The sequence below is a fragment of the Bacillus sp. BF2-3 genome (assembly GCF_008368795.1).
GTDB lineage: Bacteria > Bacillota > Bacilli > Bacillales > Bacillaceae_G > Bacillus_A > Bacillus_A cereus.
The window spans coordinates 12,808-31,438 of record NZ_QOSA01000040.1 but is presented as its reverse complement, the minus strand read 5'-3'; the positions used below and the strand labels follow the sequence as shown (position 1 = coordinate 31,438).

Genomic DNA, 18,631 nt, shown 5'->3' with positions numbered 1-18,631 from the left:
CTACTAATTTTTTCAAAATCATTTTAAATAGTATAGCTTATTTCTTAAAAAAGATACTAAAGAGTAAAACATCTTATAAGAATTATGGTAAAATTTAATAGTTAAAATGTGTTTCTTGAAATATATGATGATTTAGGATAATATCTTTAATGGATAAATAGGTTGCGATGGAGGGTCTATATGTCAAACAGATTTGCAGTGATTCTAGCTGCAGGTAAAGGCACACGTATGAAGTCTAAGCTATACAAAGTGCTGCATCCTGTATGTGGAAAACCTATGGTACAACACGTAGTCGATCAAGTATCTCAATTAGGATTGCAGAAACTTGTAACGGTTGTTGGACATGGTGCTGAAATGGTACAAGAACAGCTAGGGAACGTAAGTGAATTTGCATTACAAGCAGAACAACTTGGTACAGCACATGCTGTAGATCAAGCTGCAAGTGTACTTGCAAATGAAGAAGGAACAACTTTAGTTATTTGTGGTGATACGCCTCTAATAACTGCTGAAACAATGGAAGCATTACTTCAGCAACATAAAGAAGCAGGAGCAATGGCGACGGTGCTAACAGCATACATAGAAGAGCCTGCTGGATATGGCCGTATTGTTCGTAATGAGAATGGTCATGTTGAAAAGATTGTTGAGCATAAAGATGCAAATGAGAAAGAATTAGCTATTAAAGAAATCAATACAGGTACGTATTGTTTTGATAATAAGGCTTTATTTGCTTCACTTTCTAAAGTTTCAAATGATAACGTGCAAGGTGAATATTACCTTCCAGATGTTATTGAGATTTTAAAAAATGAAGGTCATATCGTATCAGCTTATCAAACAGAGCAGTTCGACGAAACGTTAGGTGTTAACGACAGAGTCGCTCTATCGCAAGCGGAAATTATTATGAAAAACCGTATCAACCGAAAGAACATGGTAAACGGTGTTACAATTATTGATCCAAGTAACACTTATATTTCTGCTGATGCAGTTATCGGTAGTGATACAGTTCTTCATCCAGGAACAATTATTGAGGGGAACACTGTAATTGGCTCTGATTGTGAAATTGGACCGCATACAGTAATTCGCGATAGTGAAATTGGAGATCGTACGACAATTCGACAATCTACTGTACATGATAGTAAGCTTGGTACAGAAGTATCGGTTGGTCCATTTGCACATATTCGCCCAGATTCAGTTATTGGAGACGAAGTACGCGTTGGAAACTTCGTGGAAATCAAAAAAACTGTCTTTGGTAATAGAAGTAAAGCTTCACACTTGAGTTATATCGGGGATGCACAAGTTGGAGAAGACGTGAATCTTGGTTGTGGTTCAATTACGGTGAACTATGACGGTAAGAATAAATTCAAAACTGTGATTGGTAATGGGGTATTTATTGGATGTAATTCAAACCTTGTTGCTCCAGTAACAGTTGAAGATGGTGCTTATGTGGCAGCAGGCTCTACAATTACAGAGAATGTTCCATCAAAAGCATTATCGGTAGCACGTGCACGTCAAGTTAACAAAGAAGACTATGTTGATCAATTGCTGAATAAGAAAAAATCATAATGTGGAGGGTTAATCTAGATGTCGACTCAATATCTAAATTCTAATTTGAAAGTATTCTCTTTAAACTCTAATAAGGAACTTGCTGAGCAGATTGCAAAGCATATTGGAGTAGGGCTAGGAAAATGTTCTGTTGATCGTTTTAGTGATGGAGAAGTTCAAATTAACATTGAAGAAAGTATCCGTGGTTGCGATGTATTCATTATTCAATCTACAAGCTTCCCAGTAAACGAACATATCATGGAATTACTTATTATGATTGATGCATTAAAACGTGCATCTGCGAAAACAATTAATATTGTTATTCCTTACTATGGTTATGCGCGTCAAGACCGTAAAGCGCGTTCTCGTGAACCAATTACATCGAAACTTGTAGCAAACTTGCTTGAAACAGCAGGTGCAACTCGTGTAATCACTCTAGATTTACATGCTCCACAAATTCAAGGGTTCTTTGATATCCCAATCGACCACTTAATGGGTGTACCGATTCTTTCAGATTACTTTGAAACAAAAGGTCTTAAAGATATCGTAATCGTGTCTCCTGACCATGGTGGTGTAACTCGTGCAAGAAAAATGGCAGATCGTCTAAAAGCGCCAATCGCTATTATTGATAAGCGCCGTCCTCGCCCGAACGTATCAGAGGTAATGAACATTATCGGTAATATTGAAGGTAAAACAGCGATTTTAATTGATGACATCATTGATACAGCTGGTACAATTACATTAGCAGCAAACGCTCTTGTTGAGAACGGTGCTTCTGAAGTATATGCTTGCTGTACACACCCAGTATTATCTGGTCCAGCAATTGAGCGTATTCAAAATTCAAATATTAAAGAGTTAGTTGTAACGAACTCTATCGTATTACCAGAAGAGAAGAAAATCGACAAAGTACATGAACTTTCAGTTGCTCCATTAATCGGAGAAGCAATCATTCGTGTATACGAAGAAGAATCTGTGAGTGTATTATTCAATTAATTGGATAGAATGAGACGTAACCAAAATTGGTTACGTCTTTTCGTATCGAAAAAAGAAAGTAGTGGTACAAGAATGAAATTGATAGTAGGACTTGGGAACCCAGGTAGAGAATATGAATTAACAAGGCATAATATTGGATTTATGGCCATTGATGAACTTGCGAAGCGTTGGAACATTTCTTTGAATGAACAAAAATTTAAAGGTGTATTTGGTGCAGGGTTTGTTAATGGAGAAAAGGTAATCTTATTAAAGCCGCTAACATACATGAACTTATCTGGGGAAAGTATTCGTCCACTCATGGATTATTATAAAATTGATGTTGAGGACTTCGTTGTTATGTACGACGATTTGGACATTCCTGTAGGTAAATTGCGTCTTCGCATGAAAGGTAGTGCTGGTGGACATAATGGTGTAAAGTCAACGATTTCGCACCTAGGAACACAAGAATTTCAACGTATCCGTATGGGAATCGATCGCCCGAAAAATGGAATGAAGGTAGTCGATTATGTATTAGGACGCTTTACATCTGAAGAGATTCCGGATGTTAACCATTCTATTGAAAAAGCAGCGGATGCATGTGAAGAGTGGCTAAATAAGCCTTTTCTCCAAATCATGAATACTTTCAATAGTTAAAAATGAGATTGGGAATATTTCTCTTTTGTTTTACCCATACTAGTAGTAATTGAATTTTTAGGAGGCTAGTATGGAAGGGTATTATTATTGCAGACACTGCGGAGGTAATGTAGGCTCCATTAACGCAGAAAAAGTATATAGCGACGTTTTATTTCAACTAACAGAGCAAGAAGTAGTAGAAATGATTCATTTTCATGAGAATGGAAATATATATATAAAAACGATTTGTGAATCGTGTCAAGAAACGCTCGCATCTTATCCTGAGTATTATGAGTATGAAAAATTTCTGCAATAAAATGTTGTCGCTTTGGCATGTCCAAAGCATTTTTCTGTTTTCCTTTTCCAAAATATTTGCATAAAATAGAATGACTTGCTCTTTATGTTGAGAGGAGTTTTAAAAATGATAGGTTTATTAGAGCAATTTTATAAAAATGAAGAGATACAATCGGTTATTAATGGATTAGAAGATGGGTTAAAAGAACAACTTATATCAGGGATGGCAACGTCTTCTCGTTCGTTATTAATGGCGGCTTTATATAAAAAAACAAAAAAATCACAATTAATCGTGACACATAACTTATACCAAGCACAAAAAGTACATGAAGATTTAGTGGCATTACTTGGTGAAAAAGATGTGTGGCTATATCCAGTGAATGAACTGATAGCATCGGAAATTGGGGTTGCAAGTCCAGAATTGAAGGCGCAACGTATAGAAGTGTTAAATCGCTTGGCTGCGGGAGAGAATGGAATCATTGTAGCGCCAGTGGCAGGATTGCGTAGATTTTTACCAATAAAAGAATTGTGGAAGCAAAAGCAAGTTGAAATCAATCTAGGGCAAGAGATTGATTTAGATGCGCTCTTGCATACTTTACATCATATTGGCTATGAACGTAAGTCGATGGTAGAAGCTCCAGGGGAGTTCAGTTTGCGTGGGGGAATATTAGATATTTATCCTTTAACTGAAGAACTACCATTTCGTATTGAATTCTTTGATACAGAAGTCGATTCTATTCGATTATTTGATGTGGATGAACAGCGTTCTCAAGGTAAAAAAGAAAGCGTTAGGTTTGGTCCGGCAACAGAGTTTTTATTTTCACAGGAAGAATTAAAATCAGGAATTCAGCATCTTGAAGAAGGTTTAACTAAGACGATGCAAAAACTTTCTGATGATAAACTAAAGACTACAGTGCTTGAGACGGTAAGTCATGAAATTGAGATGTTGAAAAACGGGCAAAGTATAGAACAGATGTTTAAATACTTATCTATTTTCTATAAAGAACCTGCTAGTCTGATAGATTATTTACCAGAAGACGGTGTTGTAATTTTAGACGAGATTTCCCGTATTCAAGAAACAGCATCGCATCTTGAAACAGAAGAGGCGGAATGGTATATATCACTTCTTGGTGAAGGAACAATTATTCAAGATTTATCTTTCTCTCACCCATTCGAGGGGTTTCTTCATCATAAAAAAAGAAGTTTTGTATATTTAACGTTATTCTTGCGTCATATCGCACACACACATCCGCAAAATATTGTTAATGTAACATGTAAAACAATGCAAGATTTCCATGGACAGATGAATTTGTTAAAAACAGAAATTGATAGATGGAATGAAGGGCATTTTACGACTGTTGTACTTGGAACAGATGATGAACGTGTGAAAAAATTACAACATATTTTAAGTGATTATGATATTGAGGCAGATATTGTAGAAGGTACAGATATCTTATTGCCTGGAAGGTTACAAATTGCTGTAGGTGATTTACATGCAGGATTTGAAATGCCGATGCAAAAGCTTGTTGTCATTACTGAAAAGGAGCTTTTTCATAAGAAAGTTAAAAAATCACAACGTAAACAAAAGTTATCGAATGCTGAACGTATTAAAAGTTATTCGGAATTAAAAGTTGGAGATTATGTAGTTCACGTAAATCATGGTATAGGTAAATTTTTAGGTATTGAGACATTAGAGATTAATGGTGTTCACAAAGATTATTTAAATATTAAATATCAAGGTAATGATAAGCTATACGTTCCAATTGAACAAATTGATCAAGTCCAAAAATATGTAGGATCTGAAGGTAAGGATCCGAAAGTTTATAAATTAGGCGGTAATGATTGGAAAAAGGTTAAAACGAAAGTTGAAAAATCTGTACAAGACATTGCGGATGACCTAATTAAACTATATGCTGAGCGCGAAGCTTCAAAAGGCTATGCATATACGCCAGATACGGCAGAACAACAAGAGTTCGAATCCTCTTTCCCATATCAAGAGACAGAGGATCAGTTACGTTCTATTGACGAGATTAAAAAAGATATGGAACGCGGACGCCCGATGGATAGGCTCCTTTGTGGTGACGTAGGGTATGGAAAGACTGAAGTGGCTATTCGTGCGGCATTTAAAGCAATTATGGATGAAAAACAAGTTGCAATTTTAGTACCGACAACGATTCTTGCGCAGCAACACTATGAAACAATTCGAGAGCGTTTTCAAGATTATCCGATCAATATAGGCTTATTAAGTAGATTCCGTACGAGAAAACAACAAAATGAAACAATTAAGGGCTTAAAGGATGGAACAGTAGATATCGTAATCGGAACACATCGTATTTTATCTAAAGATGTTACGTATAAAGATTTAGGGCTTCTTATTATTGATGAAGAACAAAGATTTGGTGTAACACATAAAGAAAAAATTAAACAATTGAAGGCAAATGTTGACGTATTAACATTAACGGCAACTCCGATTCCGCGGACGCTTCATATGTCTATGCTTGGTGTGCGCGACTTATCTGTTATTGAGACACCACCAGAAAATCGTTTCCCAGTCCAAACGTATGTAGTCGAGTATAATCCAGCGTTAATGCGAGAGGCAATAGAGCGAGAGCTTGCAAGAGGTGGTCAAGTTTACTTCCTATATAACCGTGTAGAGGATATTGAAAGAAAAGCAGATGAAATTTCGATGTTAGTTCCAGATGCCCGCGTAACGTACGCACATGGGAAAATGAACGAAAGCGAATTAGAGTCTGTTATGCTATCATTTTTAGAAGGACAGCATGATGTTCTTGTAAGTACAACAATTATTGAGACGGGTGTAGATATTCCGAATGTAAATACGTTAATTGTATTTGATGCAGATCGTATGGGATTATCACAGTTGTATCAGCTTCGTGGGCGTGTTGGACGTTCTAATCGTGTTGCGTATGCATACTTTGCATATAAACGTGACAAAGTGCTGTCAGAGGTTGCAGAGAAGCGTCTACAAGCAATTAAAGAGTTCACGGAACTTGGATCTGGTTTCAAAATTGCGATGAGAGATTTATCTATTCGTGGAGCAGGTAATTTGTTAGGGGCAGAACAGCATGGATTTATTGATTCTGTCGGATTTGATCTATATTCGCAAATGTTAAAAGATGCAATTGAACAGCGTAGAGGAACAGATGGGGCTGAAAATATAGTTAATGTTGAAATTGACTTAGAGGTAGATGCATATTTACCAGATGCTTATATTTCAGATAGTAAGCAAAAAATTATGATGTATAAACAATTTAGAGGTGTTTCTGCAATTGAGGATATTGAAGAATTGCAGGAAGAAATGATCGATAGATTTGGCGATTATCCACAAGAAGTTGGTTATTTATTACAAATTGCAAATATTAAAGTGTTGGCAATGAAAGAACAAATTGAATTAATTAAGCAGAATAAATTTGAAGTAACATTCCTGTTTTCTGAACAAGCAAGTCAAAATATTGATGGTGGAAAATTATTCATGCTCGGAAATAGTTTTGGACGTATGATCGGTTTAGGAATGGAAGGATCACAATTGAAAATTGTTATGAAAACAAATGGCTTAGAGACATCGAAGTGGTTAACAATTGCTGAAAATTTATTAAAAGGCTTACCAGATGTAAAAAAAGAAGTAATAAATGCCTAAAATAAGATAAAAAAATACAATTCGACGTGCATAGAAGAACTAATGTGTAAAATACTATGTCTAACAGTTGGTGATTTTTACATGAACAGGTAAATTCACCACTTTGATCATCAGTAGAAAGTGAGGCAGCATTAGAATGAAAGCAACTGGAATCGTACGTCGAATTGATGATTTAGGCAGGGTAGTAATCCCGAAGGAAATTCGTAGAACTTTACGTATTCGAGAAGGAGACCCACTAGAAATATTTGTTGATCGCGATGGAGAGGTAATTTTAAAGAAATATTCTCCAATTAGTGAGCTAGGTGATTTTGCAAAAGAATATGCTGATGCTTTATATGACAGCTTAGGACATAATGTGCTTGTGTGTGATCGAGATTCTATCATCGCAGTATCAGGCGTATCGAAAAAAGAATACTTAAATAAAAGTGTTGGCGATCTAATTGAAAAAACGATGGAAGAACGAAAGTCTGTTATTATGACGGATGAAAGTGATATTTCCATTATTGATGGTGTAACAGAAAAGGTTCATTCTTATACAGTTGGACCGATTGTTGCAAACGGAGATCCGATTGGAGCCGTCATTATTTTTTCAAAAGAAGCCATTATAAGCGAGATCGAGCATAAAGCGGTTAATACTGCTGCCAGTTTCTTAGCGAAACAAATGGAACAGTAAGGGTATATTGATTTTAGAAGTAGCAATCTTTCCTAATTATGATCTTTCTTTTTGAGAAATCAATTATTTGGAGACATATGTATATTGAATGAAGGTAGCACTTTGCTACCTTTTTTCGTTGAATATTTTTAACATTTAGGAACTCATTATTACCCGTGTTGGTAAGGGAGTTTGTTCTTTTCTTTATGATATAATACGAGAGGTGAGAATAGAAAAAGGAGTTTTCTTGTATGGAAGCGAAGAAGTATCAAGCCTTTTGGCGTGGGGCTATTATATTAACGATTGCAAGTTTCGTTACAAAAGTATTAAGCGCTTTTTACCGTATTCCATATCAAAATATAGCGGGGGATATTGGGTTTTATATTTACCAACAAATTTACCCGTTTTATGGATTTTGTTTAATTTTAGCTACTTATGGATTTCCTGTTATCATTTCGAAAATGGTTGCAGAACGACTAGAGCGGGGAAAACAAAAAGAAGCAGAAGAAATTATTTGTGTATCTTTTTGGTTCTTATTAGGGATTGGTTTTATAGGCTTCTTTACACTGTTTTTTGGGGCCGAAACAATTGCGGTAGCTATGGGCGATATACACTTAGATAAGTTACTACGTGTTATTTCATTTTCATTCTTATTGATGCCATTTTTGTCTGTAGCAAGAGGGTATTTTCAAGGATTCAATAATATGATGCCAACGGCTGTTTCGCAAGTAATAGAACAAACAATTCGAGTTTCTATTATTGTATTTTTATCGCTATTCCTAATTGCTCACGGATTTGATTTATATACAGTTGGTGCAGGGGCTATGTTAGGCTCAATTGCGGGTGGACTTATTGGGATTATTGTACTTATATTGTATATGCGTCAAGATTTTCGTTCTATATTCTTCAAAAGTGCAGCGAGAATTAAGGGTAAAAGGAAGATAGTTAAAATCCTTTTTTGGCAGGGGTTAGCGATTTGTGTTAGTAATTTAGTGCTTATTTTTATACAGATGGCTGATTCAGTGTCCTTTTACAGCTTACTTATTGGTGCGGGAGAACAGGCTGAAAATGCAAAGGTATTAAAGGGTGTTTATGATAGAAGTATTCCGCTAATGCAATTAGGTACTGTTGTGACGACTTCTTTCTCGTTGTCACTTATTCCGATTATTACAGCGGCGAAGGAAAGAGGAGATCTTTCCTTTATTCAAGAAAAGGTAAAGTTAGCAATGAAAATAACATTTGTTATTGGACTTGCAGCAGCTATTGGACTAACTTGTATTATTCAACCTACCAATATTATGTTGTTTGAAAACAGTGATGGATCGGATGTTTTATCTATTTTATCGTTATCTATTTTATTTAGTTCATTGTCAATTACGACAGCTTCTATTTTACAAGGATTAGGGCAAACGTTTAAGCCAGCGTTATTTGTTGTATTTGGAGGTTGCTTAAAGTTAGCGTTAAATTATATATTCATGCCTTATTTTGGTGTGAAAGGTGCAGCTTTTGCGACTTTATGTGCGTTAATTATAATCTCTGGATTAAATAGTTTGTTGCTTACGAGAGCTGTATCAGGGTCACTTATCAATAAGCGAAATATGTTAGGGATAGTAATTAGTGGTATCTGTATGGGGTTTGTATTAATGATGTTCACACGTGTGTTACAGATGTCTGGATTAGTAATTAATACGGAACATAGAGGAAGCGCGACGCTTGAAGCGTTGTTAGGTGTAGCCATCGGCGGATTGACATATATGTTTTTTATTTTGAAATTACGTGTATTTACAAAAAAAGAATTAGGAACCGTTATGAAACAAGAGAAAAAAGAAGGTTCATTGAAGAAGAGTGGATAGAGGTGACTGGTTGTGAGTGGAATCATTACTATTTTAGGTTTAGGAGCTGGTGAATTAGATCAGCTAACGATGGGTGTATATCGAAAAATAAAAGAAGCAGACCATCTGTTTGTTAGAACGAAGGAACATCCAGTTATAGAAGAATTGGAGAAAGAAGGCGTACAATATACGTCTTTTGATGCTGTATATGAAGCGCATGATACGTTTGAAATTGTATATGAAACAATTGCGAATAAATTGCTAGAACAAGCTGAAGGTACAGAAATTATCTATGCTGTTCCCGGGCATCCACTTGTAGCAGAAAGAACAGTTCAGCTACTGTTAGAAAAAGGAGAAGTTTCAAATGTTGAAGTGCGAATTGAGGGTGGACAAAGTTTCCTTGATCCTATGTTTGCAAGTCTAAAGATTGATCCGATTGAAGGATTCCAATTACTTGATGCTACATCATTTGAAAGAGGGCAATTAGAACTGCGTCAACATTTAATCTTTTGCCAAGTATATGATGCATTCGTTGCATCTGATGTGAAATTAACATTAATGGAGATGTTACCAGATGATTATGAAGTGTATATCGTAACAGCTGCAGGAACTTCATTTGAACAAGTAAAGAAGGTACCGTTGTACATGTTAGATCATGAAACGGAATTGAATAATTTAACGAGTGTGTACGTGCCGCCAGTTCAGGAGCGTGCGTCCTTGTATCAACAGTTTGATGTTCTTAGAGAAATTATTGCGGAACTTCGTGGTCCAAATGGTTGTCCGTGGGATAAAAAGCAAACACATCAATCATTAAAGAAATATTTAATTGAGGAAGCTTATGAAGTGTTGGAAGCAATCGATGAAGAGGATGATGATCACTTAGTAGAAGAATTAGGTGATATATTATTACAAGTTATGCTTCATGCTCAAATCGGAGAAGATGAAGGTTGGTTCTCTATAGATGATATCATTCGAACTCTATCTGAGAAAATGGTTCGTCGCCATCCGCATGTGTTTGGAAATACGGATGTAAACAGCGCTGATGAAGTGATTGCAAATTGGGAAGAAATTAAAAAACAAGAAAAAGGATTCGTGAAAGAATCTGTTTTAAATGGCGTTCCAAAAAGTTTGCCGCAGTTACTACGCGCCTATGAAATTCAGAAGAAAGCTGGTAAGGTTGGATTTGATTGGGTTGATGTGCAACCGATGATAGAGAAAGCTTTGGAAGAATGGCAAGAGTTCCAACAAGAGGTTACAAATATGGATGAGGAAAAGATGCTGGGTGAGTTTGGTGATTTACTATTTGCATTTGTTAATATAGCTCGTCATTACAAAATAGATCCAGAAGAGGCGTTACGTTCAACTAATGAGAAATTTACTGGTCGTTTTTTATACATGGAGGCAAAAGTAGCTGAAATGAATAAAGAGATGAAAGATTTATCATTAGAACAGTTAGATGTTTTATGGGAAGAAGCGAAACAAACAGAGCGTTAATAGGGGGATTTGATATGCGTCTAGATAAGTTTTTAAAAGTATCACGTTTAATTAAAAGAAGAACATTAGCGAAAGAAGTAGCTGATCAAGGAAGAATATCTATTAATGGTCAAGTGGCAAAAGCGAGTTCTGATGTGAAAGTAGCTGATGAATTAACAATTCGTTTTGGTCAAAAAATAGTGACTGTGAAAATAAATGAATTAAAAGAAACAACTAAAAAAGAAGATGCAGCAAATATGTATAGCTTAGTTCGTGAAGAAAAAGTAAAAGCGGAAGAAGGCTTGTTCTAAAATCATGTATCCCCTCATACATTACTATTAGCTAGTAAAAACCTATGGGGGGATTTACGTGAATAATGGTTACTCACCTACGTCTTCTAATCAACAAAATGTTTCTGTAGAGCATGACATTATTATGCGTGGCAGGCGTATAATCGATATTACCGGTGTGAAGCAGGTAGAGAGTTTTGATAGCGAAGAGTTTTTACTAGAGACCGTAATGGGTTTTTTAACGATTCGTGGTCAAAATTTACAAATGAAAAATTTAGATGTGGAAAAAGGTATTGTGTCGATTAAAGGGAAAGTTAATGAGATGCTGTATATTGATGAAAATCAAGGGGAAAAAACTAAAGGTTTCTTTAGTAAGTTGTTTAAATGAGCTTAACAATTCAGTTGTATACAATGCTTTCAATGATTGGGATGGGTGCTTGGATTGGAGCGTCTTTAGATACATATCAACGTTTTTTAAAGCGCCAAGAACGTAAACGTTGGCTTGTATTTATACATGATATATTATTTTGGATTGTCCAAGCATTATTCGTCTTTTATGTATTGCTTCTCGTAAATGAAGCTGAGCTACGTATATATGTGTTTTTGGCATTATTATGTGGTTTTGCGGCATATCAAAGCTTATTGAAGGCACTATACATGAAGCTGTTAAATTTTCTCATCTATATTTTTATGCAAACAACATATTTTTTTGTTCGAATTATACAGCTACTCATGATAAAACCTGTTATTATTATAGCGCAGCTATTTATTGCATTTATATTATTCTTATTTCGTATACTGCTTTCAATTGGACATGTGTTATGGAAAATGGTGATTTGGATATTACTTTTCATATGGAAAGTTTTTTTCTGGCCTGTTCGATTTATTGCTTCGCTCATATGGAAACTTCTCCCTAATCGTGTTAAACTTTTTATAGTGAAACATATAGGGTTCCTGCAATATATAGCAAAATTGAAGGGACATATCTTCCAACTATGGGAGCATATAAAAAAGAAGTTAGGGGGACCTCGGAAATGAGGGAACTGAGACAAAGAACAATCGAAAAACAGAGTCCAAATCCTGTTAAAGAGCATATAATACAAACGGATGAGAACAGGAAGCGACTTTATCGCCGTTTAGCGGTTTTTCTTGTCTTTACTTTTACAATTATTGCGAGTATTAGTGTAACGTTTTATCAACAAAACAGTTCCATTAAAGCAAAAGAAGCAAAAGTTAAGGACATGAAAAAAGAACTGGATTCATTAACGAATAAAGAAAAAAGTCTAAAAGACGAAGTTCAAAAGTTAAATGATGAAGAGTACGTATTAAAGATTGCTAGAAGGGATTATTTCTTCTCTGGTAAAGGGGAGATAATTTTTCCTGTTTCTAAGTAGAGTATGTCTTATTGACACTATATTTTAGGATTATATATAATAAAGTAAAATTTGACTTTTTAACCACTAAGGAGGAGCATTTTTTTTATGTCAATCGAGGTAGGCAGCAAGTTACAGGGTAAAGTAACAGGTATTACAAATTTTGGGGCTTTTGTGGAGCTGCCAGAGGGCTTAACGGGTCTTGTTCATATTAGTGAAGTTGCTGATAACTATGTAAAAGATATTAACGATCACTTAAAAGTGGGCGACCAAGTAGAAGTAAAAGTTATTAATGTTGAAAAAGATGGAAAGATTGGTTTATCTATCAAAAAAGCGAAAGAACGTGAAAAAACAGAAGGAGATCGTCCACGTGGTGAATACCAACGCGGTGGTGATCAACAACGTTCTGGACGTCCACAACGTAATAATCGCTCTTTCAACAGAGATAATCGCGGTGGCGGTAACGACCGAGCTCCGAAAGAAACATTTGAGCAAAAGATGGCACGCTTCTTAAAAGATAGCGAAGATCGTTTAACTTCTTTAAAGCGTAACACAGAGTCTAAACGTGGTGGCCGTGGCGCGCGTCGCGGATAATAAGGACGTTTAGTTTTTAACATATAGAGAGGTACCCAGAGTAATGTCTCAGGGTGCTTTTTTATATGTAAAAAATATTTTCAAAAAAGTTTTTGAGATGTGTTGACTTTAATTAGTATCTGATGTAAGATACTAATTGTCCGTTAAATAAGACGACATGGCGGTGTAGCTCAGCTGGCTAGAGCGTACGGTTCATACCCGTGAGGTCGGGGGTTCGATCCCCTCCGCCGCTATATTTAATTTAACGGCCCGTTGGTCAAGTGGTTAAGACACCGCCCTTTCACGGCGGTAACACGGGTTCGAATCCCGTACGGGTCATCTAAAAAGATCATGCAAATTTGCATGATCTTTTTTTGTTAAATAAATTAAGATATACAACACTTCTACAAAATCACCCTATATTTTCTGAATGTTTAATTAAAATCTCGAAAATAACTTACATACCCTGTATATCTGTAGAGTTATTTCGAATAAAAAGTCGAACGATTATAAAAGTGAAAACTGTTGTTTTGACAAAAAAACCAACAATCATCTTTTATAATGACAGTAATTAAACTATGCAGGTGGTGTTAAAAATATGCCTAAAGCAGGAAGGAATACTATGAATACAAGTGCATTGGCAATGAATGAGAGTCAGCTTGATGGAATAAAGTGGACGAGTAAGTTGCGAATAAAATTTGAGCAAGTTTTCTTTAGATGGGGATTTATTATTGTTGTTATTGGTTTTCTTTTGGGACGAGCATATATATTAACAAATATTTTACCGTTTGCACTGCCATTTTTTGCTGCTGTTTATGTTATGAAGCGGGATAAGATGCCGCTAGCATTTTTAGCTCTAATGGGAGGAGCTCTTTCAGTATCGATAGATAATTTGTTTTTTACCTTTGCATCTATCTTTACCTTCTTCATTTATAATATCTTCTTTAGTCGATTTACACGTAAAACTGTTGGACTTGTTCCATTTCAAGTATTTATCTCCGCATTAACCGCACATTTAGTTGTTGTATATTTTGCACAACAAACTGTCACCATGTACGATTTACTCGTTAGTACCATTGAGGCTGGGCTTAGTTTTGTATTAACTATGATATTTTTACAAAGTGTCCCACTTTTAGTGGAAAGGAAAGGAAAACAACAGGCATTAGAGACGGAAGAAATTGTTTGTTTGATTATATTACTAGCATCTGTTTTAACGGGTACAACAGATTGGTTTGTATATGATGCTTCTATTCAACATATTTTTACAAGGTATTTAGTGCTAGTATTTGCATTTATTGCGGGTGCTGCCACAGGGTCTACAGTGGGGGTTGTAACAGGACTAATATTAAGTTTAGCAAATGTGTCTAGCTTGTCTCAGCTTAGCCTTCTTGCTTTTTCTGGATTGCTTGGTGGATTGTTAAAAGAAGGAAAGCGTTTAGGTGTTAGTTTAGGTTTATTAATTGGGACAAGCTTAATTACATTATATGTAGACAAACAGACAAATATTGTAACAACTTTAATTGAGTCAGGTGTAGCGATTGTTATCTTCTTATTAACACCGAAGCTTGTTTTGGATCGTATTGCTAAATTTATGCCAGGTACACAAGAGCATTCGCAAGATCAACAACAATATTTAAGAAGGATGCGTGATGTTACAGCAAATAAAATCAACCAATTTGCAAATGTATTTGCTGCTTTATCTAATAGCTTTTCTGTATATGGGTATGTAGAGGAAGAAGATAAAGAGACAGAAGCAGATTTGTTTTTGAGTACAATTACTGCGAAAACATGTCAAACATGCTTTAAAAAGGATCAATGCTGGGTAGTGAATTTTGATAAAACGTACGATTATATGAAACAAATAATGAATGAAACGGAAGGAGGAACCCTGCAACATAATCGTAAATTAGTTCGTGAGTGGGACAAGCATTGTGTGAGAGGGAAAAAAGTGACGGATTTAGTAGCCGGTGAATTAGATCACTTCTATGAGGGACAAAAATTACGAAAACAAATGAAGGAAAATCGTAGAATAGTAGCGGAGCAACTATTAGGTGTATCAAAGGTTATGGAGGATTTTGCTAAGGAGATACAACGAGAGCGTGAAAATCATCAAGTGCAGGAAGAACAGATTATGCAAGCGTTCCGAGATTTTGGTGTCGAAGTAGAGCATGTTGATATTTATTGTTTAGATAGAGGAAGTATTGATATTGAAATGTTAATTCCAGTTGCATCTAATGAACATGGTGAGTGTGAAAAGTTAGTTGCACCGATGCTTTCAGATATCCTTAAAGAAAATATTGTCGTTAAACATGAAGAAAAGTCTTCTTATCCAAATGGCCATAGTTTAATATCATTTGGTTCGGCGAAGACGTATTCTCTTGATACAGGATTGGCTACAGCTGCAAAAGGCGGTGGATTTGTTTCGGGTGACTCTTATGCGATGATGGATTTAAGTGTTGGTAAATATGCACTTGCGATTAGTGATGGTATGGGTAATGGGCAAAGAGCTCATATGGAAAGTAAGGAAACGGTGAAATTATTACAAAAAATACTCCAATCAGGCATTGATGAAGAAATAGCAATTAAGTCTATCAATTCAATTCTTTCTTTGAGAACGACAGAAGAAATGTTTACGACATTAGATTTAGCTATGGTAGATTTGCGGGATGCGAGTGCAAGGTTTTTAAAGATTGGATCAACGCCGAGTTTTGTTAAACGCGCAAATAATATTTTGAAAATTGAAGCAAGTAATTTGCCGATGGGAATCATCGAAGATGTTGAAGTTGATGTGGTGGGTGAACAATTAAAAACGGGCGATATTCTTATTATGATGAGTGATGGGATTTTTGAAGGAGCACAGCATGTGGAGAATCATGAATTGTGGATGAAACGAAAAATTAAAGAATTGCAAACCGAAGACCCGCAAGAAATTGCTGATATCATTATGGAAGAAGTGATTCGCTCTTGTGATGGTTATATAAATGATGATATGACTATTGTAGTGGCAAAAGTGAAGAAAAATATGCCGAAGTGGGCTACGATTCCGATTGTAGGAATGCAAGCGCAGTAAAATGTAAGTGGAATGTTTATCTATAATTTGATTTTAAAAACCTAGGTGAATACCTAGGTTTTTTTGTGGGAAAAGGTAATGTTATTAATTTTGTGAATATACACGGAGGATGTAAGATAAAAATGTAATTTTTGTATATCTTTTTTTTGCACAATGTTTGTAAAAGTTGTACCATTGTAGACAAGGTGACTAAGGTTGCTGTTCTTGTTTAATGAAAGGTGATTGCGAAGTTGAAAGATACATTTGTTGAAAAAGTAGATGACTTTGTAAAGCAGCATGATGTATTAAAGAATGATTCAACAATTGTTGTGGGAGTTTCTGGTGGTCCTGACTCGTTAGCGCTTTTATATTATTTATTAGAAAAAAGAGCGGAAAAACAGTTGGAAATTGTAGTTGCTCATGTGGATCATATGTTTAGAGGTGATGAATCTTATGAGGATTTACAGTTTGTGCAGGGCCTTTGTGAAGAACTGGGAATTATTTGTGAAACGATAAGGATTAATGTATCACAATATCAACAGCAATACGGAATGAATGCACAGGTTGCTGCGAGAGAATGCAGATATGCATTTTTGGAAAGAATAATGAAGAAATATGATGCAAGATATGTTGCTCTTGGACATCATGGAGATGATCAAGTCGAGACAATTTTAATGCGTCTTGTAAGAGGGAGTACTCCGAAAGGATATGCAGGAATTGCAGTGAAGCGTCCTTTTCATAATGGATATTTAATTAGGCCGTTACTTGGCGTAACGAAGGAAGAAATTGTTGATTACTGTAATAAGCTAAATTTAATGCCACGTATAGATCCGAGTAATAAAAAGGAAGTATATACAAGGAATCGATTACGTAAATATGTCCTTCCTCATTTGAAAGAAGAAAATCCACAAATGCATGAGAAATTCCAAAAATTTAGCGTGCAGATGCAAGAGGATGAGGCTTATTTGCAGGAATTAGCTTTTGAGAAAATGAATAAAGTAATTACAAAAAAAAGTGATAAACAAATTAGCTTATCAATTCCTGCCTTTGAATCCATGTCTATGCCTTTACAAAGAAGAGGGATTCAACTAATATTAAACTATCTTTATGAATATAAGATTCCATCTTCTCTTTCTTCTATACATATTGACAAGTTGATTGAGTTTTTTAAGCGGACACAACCTTCAGGTTCACTTGATTTTCCGGGTGATTTGAAAATTGTTCGTTCATACGAGGAGTGTAGCTTTAGATTTAAACAAGAAATTGTCTCTCCTTTTTCACAAGATTTATTAGTACCCGGGACCATTACGCTATTGAACGGGGATGAATTTGTAACAGAGGTGAGCGAAGATATACCAAGTAACATGAATGAAACAGTATTTGTTGCTAAGTATAATGATATATCATATCCACTTCGTATTCGTTCTAGAGAAAATGGAGATCGCATGTCAATACAAGGTATGAATGGCACGAAAAAGATAAAAGCTATTTTTATCGAAGCGAAAGTACCGAAAGAAAAAAGAGAAGAATGGCCGGTCGTTTGTGATGCAAGTGGGACTATTATTTGGGTACCCTTGTTGAAACGATCTGCATTTGCAATTTCGAAAGAGATGGCAAAGAAGGATAAATATATGATTATTCACTACAAAAGCAAGGAGTCTTCCGGGAGGATAATGAAATGATGAATCAAGATATCGAAAAAGTATTAATTTCTGAAGAGCAAATACAAGAAAAGGTGCGCGAACTAGGTGCAATTATTGCAGAGGATTATAAAAACACAGTACCTCTTGCAATTGGTGTATTAAAAGGCGCAATGCCATTCATGGCAGATTTATTAAAGAGAACAGATACATATCTTGAAATGGATTTTATGGCTGTATCTAGTTACGGTCACTCTACAGTTTCAACAGGCGAAGTGAAAATTTTAAAAGATCTTGATACTTCTGTAGAAGGTCGCGATATTTTAATCGTCGAAGATATTATTGATAGTGGTCTTACACTAAGCTACTTAGTAGACTTATTCAAATATCGTAAAGCGAAGTCTGTAAAAATTGTTACATTATTAGATAAGCCAACAGGCCGTAAGGTTGATCTGAAAGCGGATTATGTTGGATTTACTGTTCCACATGAATTTGTAGTAGGATATGGATTAGATTATAAAGAGCAATACCGTAATCTTCCTTATGTAGGCGTATTAAAACCAAGCGTTTACTCAAATTAATTAAATATAGGCTTCACAATTGTATAGGAAAGTTTTTCTATGTTACGATTTACTATAGTGTTTATGCCGTGA

The 18,631-nt window shown here is 35.5% G+C and carries 16 protein-coding genes and 2 tRNA genes; all 18 read left to right on the top strand.

All coding sequences use genetic code 11. From position 1 onward, the window contains the following. Positions 1-180: 180 nt before the first annotated feature. The 18 genes from glmU to hpt all read left to right on the top strand — a co-directional run bounded on the left by glmU (position 181) and on the right by hpt (position 18,559). Positions 181-1,560 (top strand): bifunctional UDP-N-acetylglucosamine diphosphorylase/glucosamine-1-phosphate N-acetyltransferase GlmU, encoded by a 1,380-nt coding sequence (gene glmU, locus DN401_RS24760; protein WP_000071041.1) that lies wholly within the window; start codon positions 181-183, stop codon positions 1,558-1,560. An 18-nt stretch (positions 1,561-1,578) separates the two neighbouring features. After that, a complete protein-coding gene (locus DN401_RS24755; RefSeq protein WP_000107420.1) occupies positions 1,579-2,532 on the top strand; it encodes a ribose-phosphate diphosphokinase in 954 nt (317 codons plus the stop codon). Between the two features lie 72 nt (positions 2,533-2,604). Further along, positions 2,605-3,165, top strand: coding sequence for an aminoacyl-tRNA hydrolase (gene pth / locus DN401_RS24750; protein WP_000767702.1), 561 nt, complete (start codon positions 2,605-2,607; stop codon positions 3,163-3,165). 70 nt (positions 3,166-3,235) lie between these two features. After that, entirely contained in the window at positions 3,236-3,460 is a 225-nt protein-coding gene (locus tag DN401_RS24745; protein ID WP_000399438.1) for an anti-sigma-F factor Fin family protein, read from the top strand. Positions 3,461-3,565: 105 nt separating this feature from the next. Then, complete coding sequence (gene mfd, locus DN401_RS24740) at positions 3,566-7,096, top strand: transcription-repair coupling factor (RefSeq protein WP_000579688.1); 3,531 nt, start codon at positions 3,566-3,568, stop codon at positions 7,094-7,096. Between the two features lie 136 nt (positions 7,097-7,232). Next, positions 7,233-7,769, top strand: coding sequence for a stage V sporulation protein T (gene spoVT / locus DN401_RS24735; protein ID WP_000648302.1), 537 nt, complete (start codon positions 7,233-7,235; stop codon positions 7,767-7,769). A 230-nt stretch (positions 7,770-7,999) separates the two neighbouring features. Next, complete coding sequence (locus tag DN401_RS24730; RefSeq protein ID WP_000387586.1) at positions 8,000-9,601, top strand: putative polysaccharide biosynthesis protein; 1,602 nt, start codon at positions 8,000-8,002, stop codon at positions 9,599-9,601. Positions 9,602-9,613: 12 nt separating this feature from the next. Further along, complete coding sequence (gene yabN, locus DN401_RS24725; protein ID WP_000014239.1) at positions 9,614-11,074, top strand: bifunctional methyltransferase/pyrophosphohydrolase YabN; 1,461 nt, start codon at positions 9,614-9,616, stop codon at positions 11,072-11,074. Positions 11,075-11,088: 14 nt separating this feature from the next. Next, the gene (locus DN401_RS24720) at positions 11,089-11,364 is read left to right on the top strand and encodes an RNA-binding S4 domain-containing protein (protein WP_001234876.1); all 276 of its coding nucleotides are present in this window, start codon (positions 11,089-11,091) and stop codon (positions 11,362-11,364) included. Positions 11,365-11,422: 58 nt separating this feature from the next. Beyond that, on the top strand, positions 11,423-11,731 hold the full coding sequence (gene yabP, locus DN401_RS24715) for a sporulation protein YabP (protein ID WP_001059104.1): 309 nt from the start codon (positions 11,423-11,425) through the stop codon (positions 11,729-11,731). Next, complete coding sequence (gene yabQ, locus DN401_RS24710; RefSeq protein WP_000059772.1) at positions 11,728-12,381, top strand: spore cortex biosynthesis protein YabQ; 654 nt, start codon at positions 11,728-11,730, stop codon at positions 12,379-12,381. Before yabP ends, yabQ begins: the two co-directional genes overlap by 4 nt. Continuing rightward, positions 12,378-12,737 (top strand): cell division protein DivIC, encoded by a 360-nt coding sequence (gene divIC / locus DN401_RS24705; protein ID WP_001208739.1) that lies wholly within the window; start codon positions 12,378-12,380, stop codon positions 12,735-12,737. The genes yabQ and divIC overlap by 4 nt, the downstream gene beginning before the upstream one ends. 87 nt (positions 12,738-12,824) lie before the next feature. Further along, on the top strand, positions 12,825-13,310 hold the full coding sequence (locus DN401_RS24700) for a S1 domain-containing RNA-binding protein (RefSeq protein ID WP_000021451.1): 486 nt from the start codon (positions 12,825-12,827) through the stop codon (positions 13,308-13,310). Positions 13,311-13,469: 159 nt separating this feature from the next. Next, positions 13,470-13,543, top strand: a tRNA-Met gene (locus DN401_RS24695). Between the two features lie 13 nt (positions 13,544-13,556). Next, positions 13,557-13,628, top strand: a tRNA-Glu gene (locus DN401_RS24690). Between the two features lie 259 nt (positions 13,629-13,887). After that, positions 13,888-16,359, top strand: coding sequence for a stage II sporulation protein E (gene spoIIE / locus DN401_RS24685; protein WP_001123540.1), 2,472 nt, complete (start codon positions 13,888-13,890; stop codon positions 16,357-16,359). A 230-nt stretch (positions 16,360-16,589) separates the two neighbouring features. After that, positions 16,590-18,020, top strand: a complete 1,431-nt coding sequence (tilS, locus tag DN401_RS24680) for a tRNA lysidine(34) synthetase TilS (protein WP_000655463.1) — start codon at positions 16,590-16,592, stop codon at positions 18,018-18,020. Then, entirely contained in the window at positions 18,017-18,559 is a 543-nt protein-coding gene (gene hpt / locus DN401_RS24675; protein WP_000981842.1) for a hypoxanthine phosphoribosyltransferase, read from the top strand. The genes tilS and hpt overlap by 4 nt, the downstream gene beginning before the upstream one ends. Positions 18,560-18,631: the final 72 nt, after the last annotated feature.

Excerpts from the sequence above, each read along its gene's own strand:
- pth (WP_000767702.1), top strand. The coding sequence starts at position 2,605 with ATGAAATTGATAGTAGGACTTGGGAACCCAGGTAGAGAATATGAATTA.
- divIC (WP_001208739.1), top strand. The coding sequence starts at position 12,378 with ATGAGGGAACTGAGACAAAGAACAATCGAAAAACAGAGTCCAAATCCT.
- DN401_RS24755 (WP_000107420.1), top strand. The coding sequence starts at position 1,579 with ATGTCGACTCAATATCTAAATTCTAATTTGAAAGTATTCTCTTTAAAC.
- spoIIE (WP_001123540.1), top strand. The coding sequence starts at position 13,888 with ATGCCTAAAGCAGGAAGGAATACTATGAATACAAGTGCATTGGCAATG.
- hpt (WP_000981842.1), top strand. The coding sequence starts at position 18,017 with ATGATGAATCAAGATATCGAAAAAGTATTAATTTCTGAAGAGCAAATA.
- DN401_RS24745 (WP_000399438.1), top strand. The coding sequence starts at position 3,236 with ATGGAAGGGTATTATTATTGCAGACACTGCGGAGGTAATGTAGGCTCC.
- yabQ (WP_000059772.1), top strand. The coding sequence starts at position 11,728 with ATGAGCTTAACAATTCAGTTGTATACAATGCTTTCAATGATTGGGATG.
- mfd (WP_000579688.1), top strand. The coding sequence starts at position 3,566 with ATGATAGGTTTATTAGAGCAATTTTATAAAAATGAAGAGATACAATCG.
- glmU (WP_000071041.1), top strand. The coding sequence starts at position 181 with ATGTCAAACAGATTTGCAGTGATTCTAGCTGCAGGTAAAGGCACACGT.
- DN401_RS24730 (WP_000387586.1), top strand. The coding sequence starts at position 8,000 with ATGGAAGCGAAGAAGTATCAAGCCTTTTGGCGTGGGGCTATTATATTA.
- DN401_RS24720 (WP_001234876.1), top strand. The coding sequence starts at position 11,089 with ATGCGTCTAGATAAGTTTTTAAAAGTATCACGTTTAATTAAAAGAAGA.
- spoVT (WP_000648302.1), top strand. The coding sequence starts at position 7,233 with ATGAAAGCAACTGGAATCGTACGTCGAATTGATGATTTAGGCAGGGTA.
- DN401_RS24700 (WP_000021451.1), top strand. The coding sequence starts at position 12,825 with ATGTCAATCGAGGTAGGCAGCAAGTTACAGGGTAAAGTAACAGGTATT.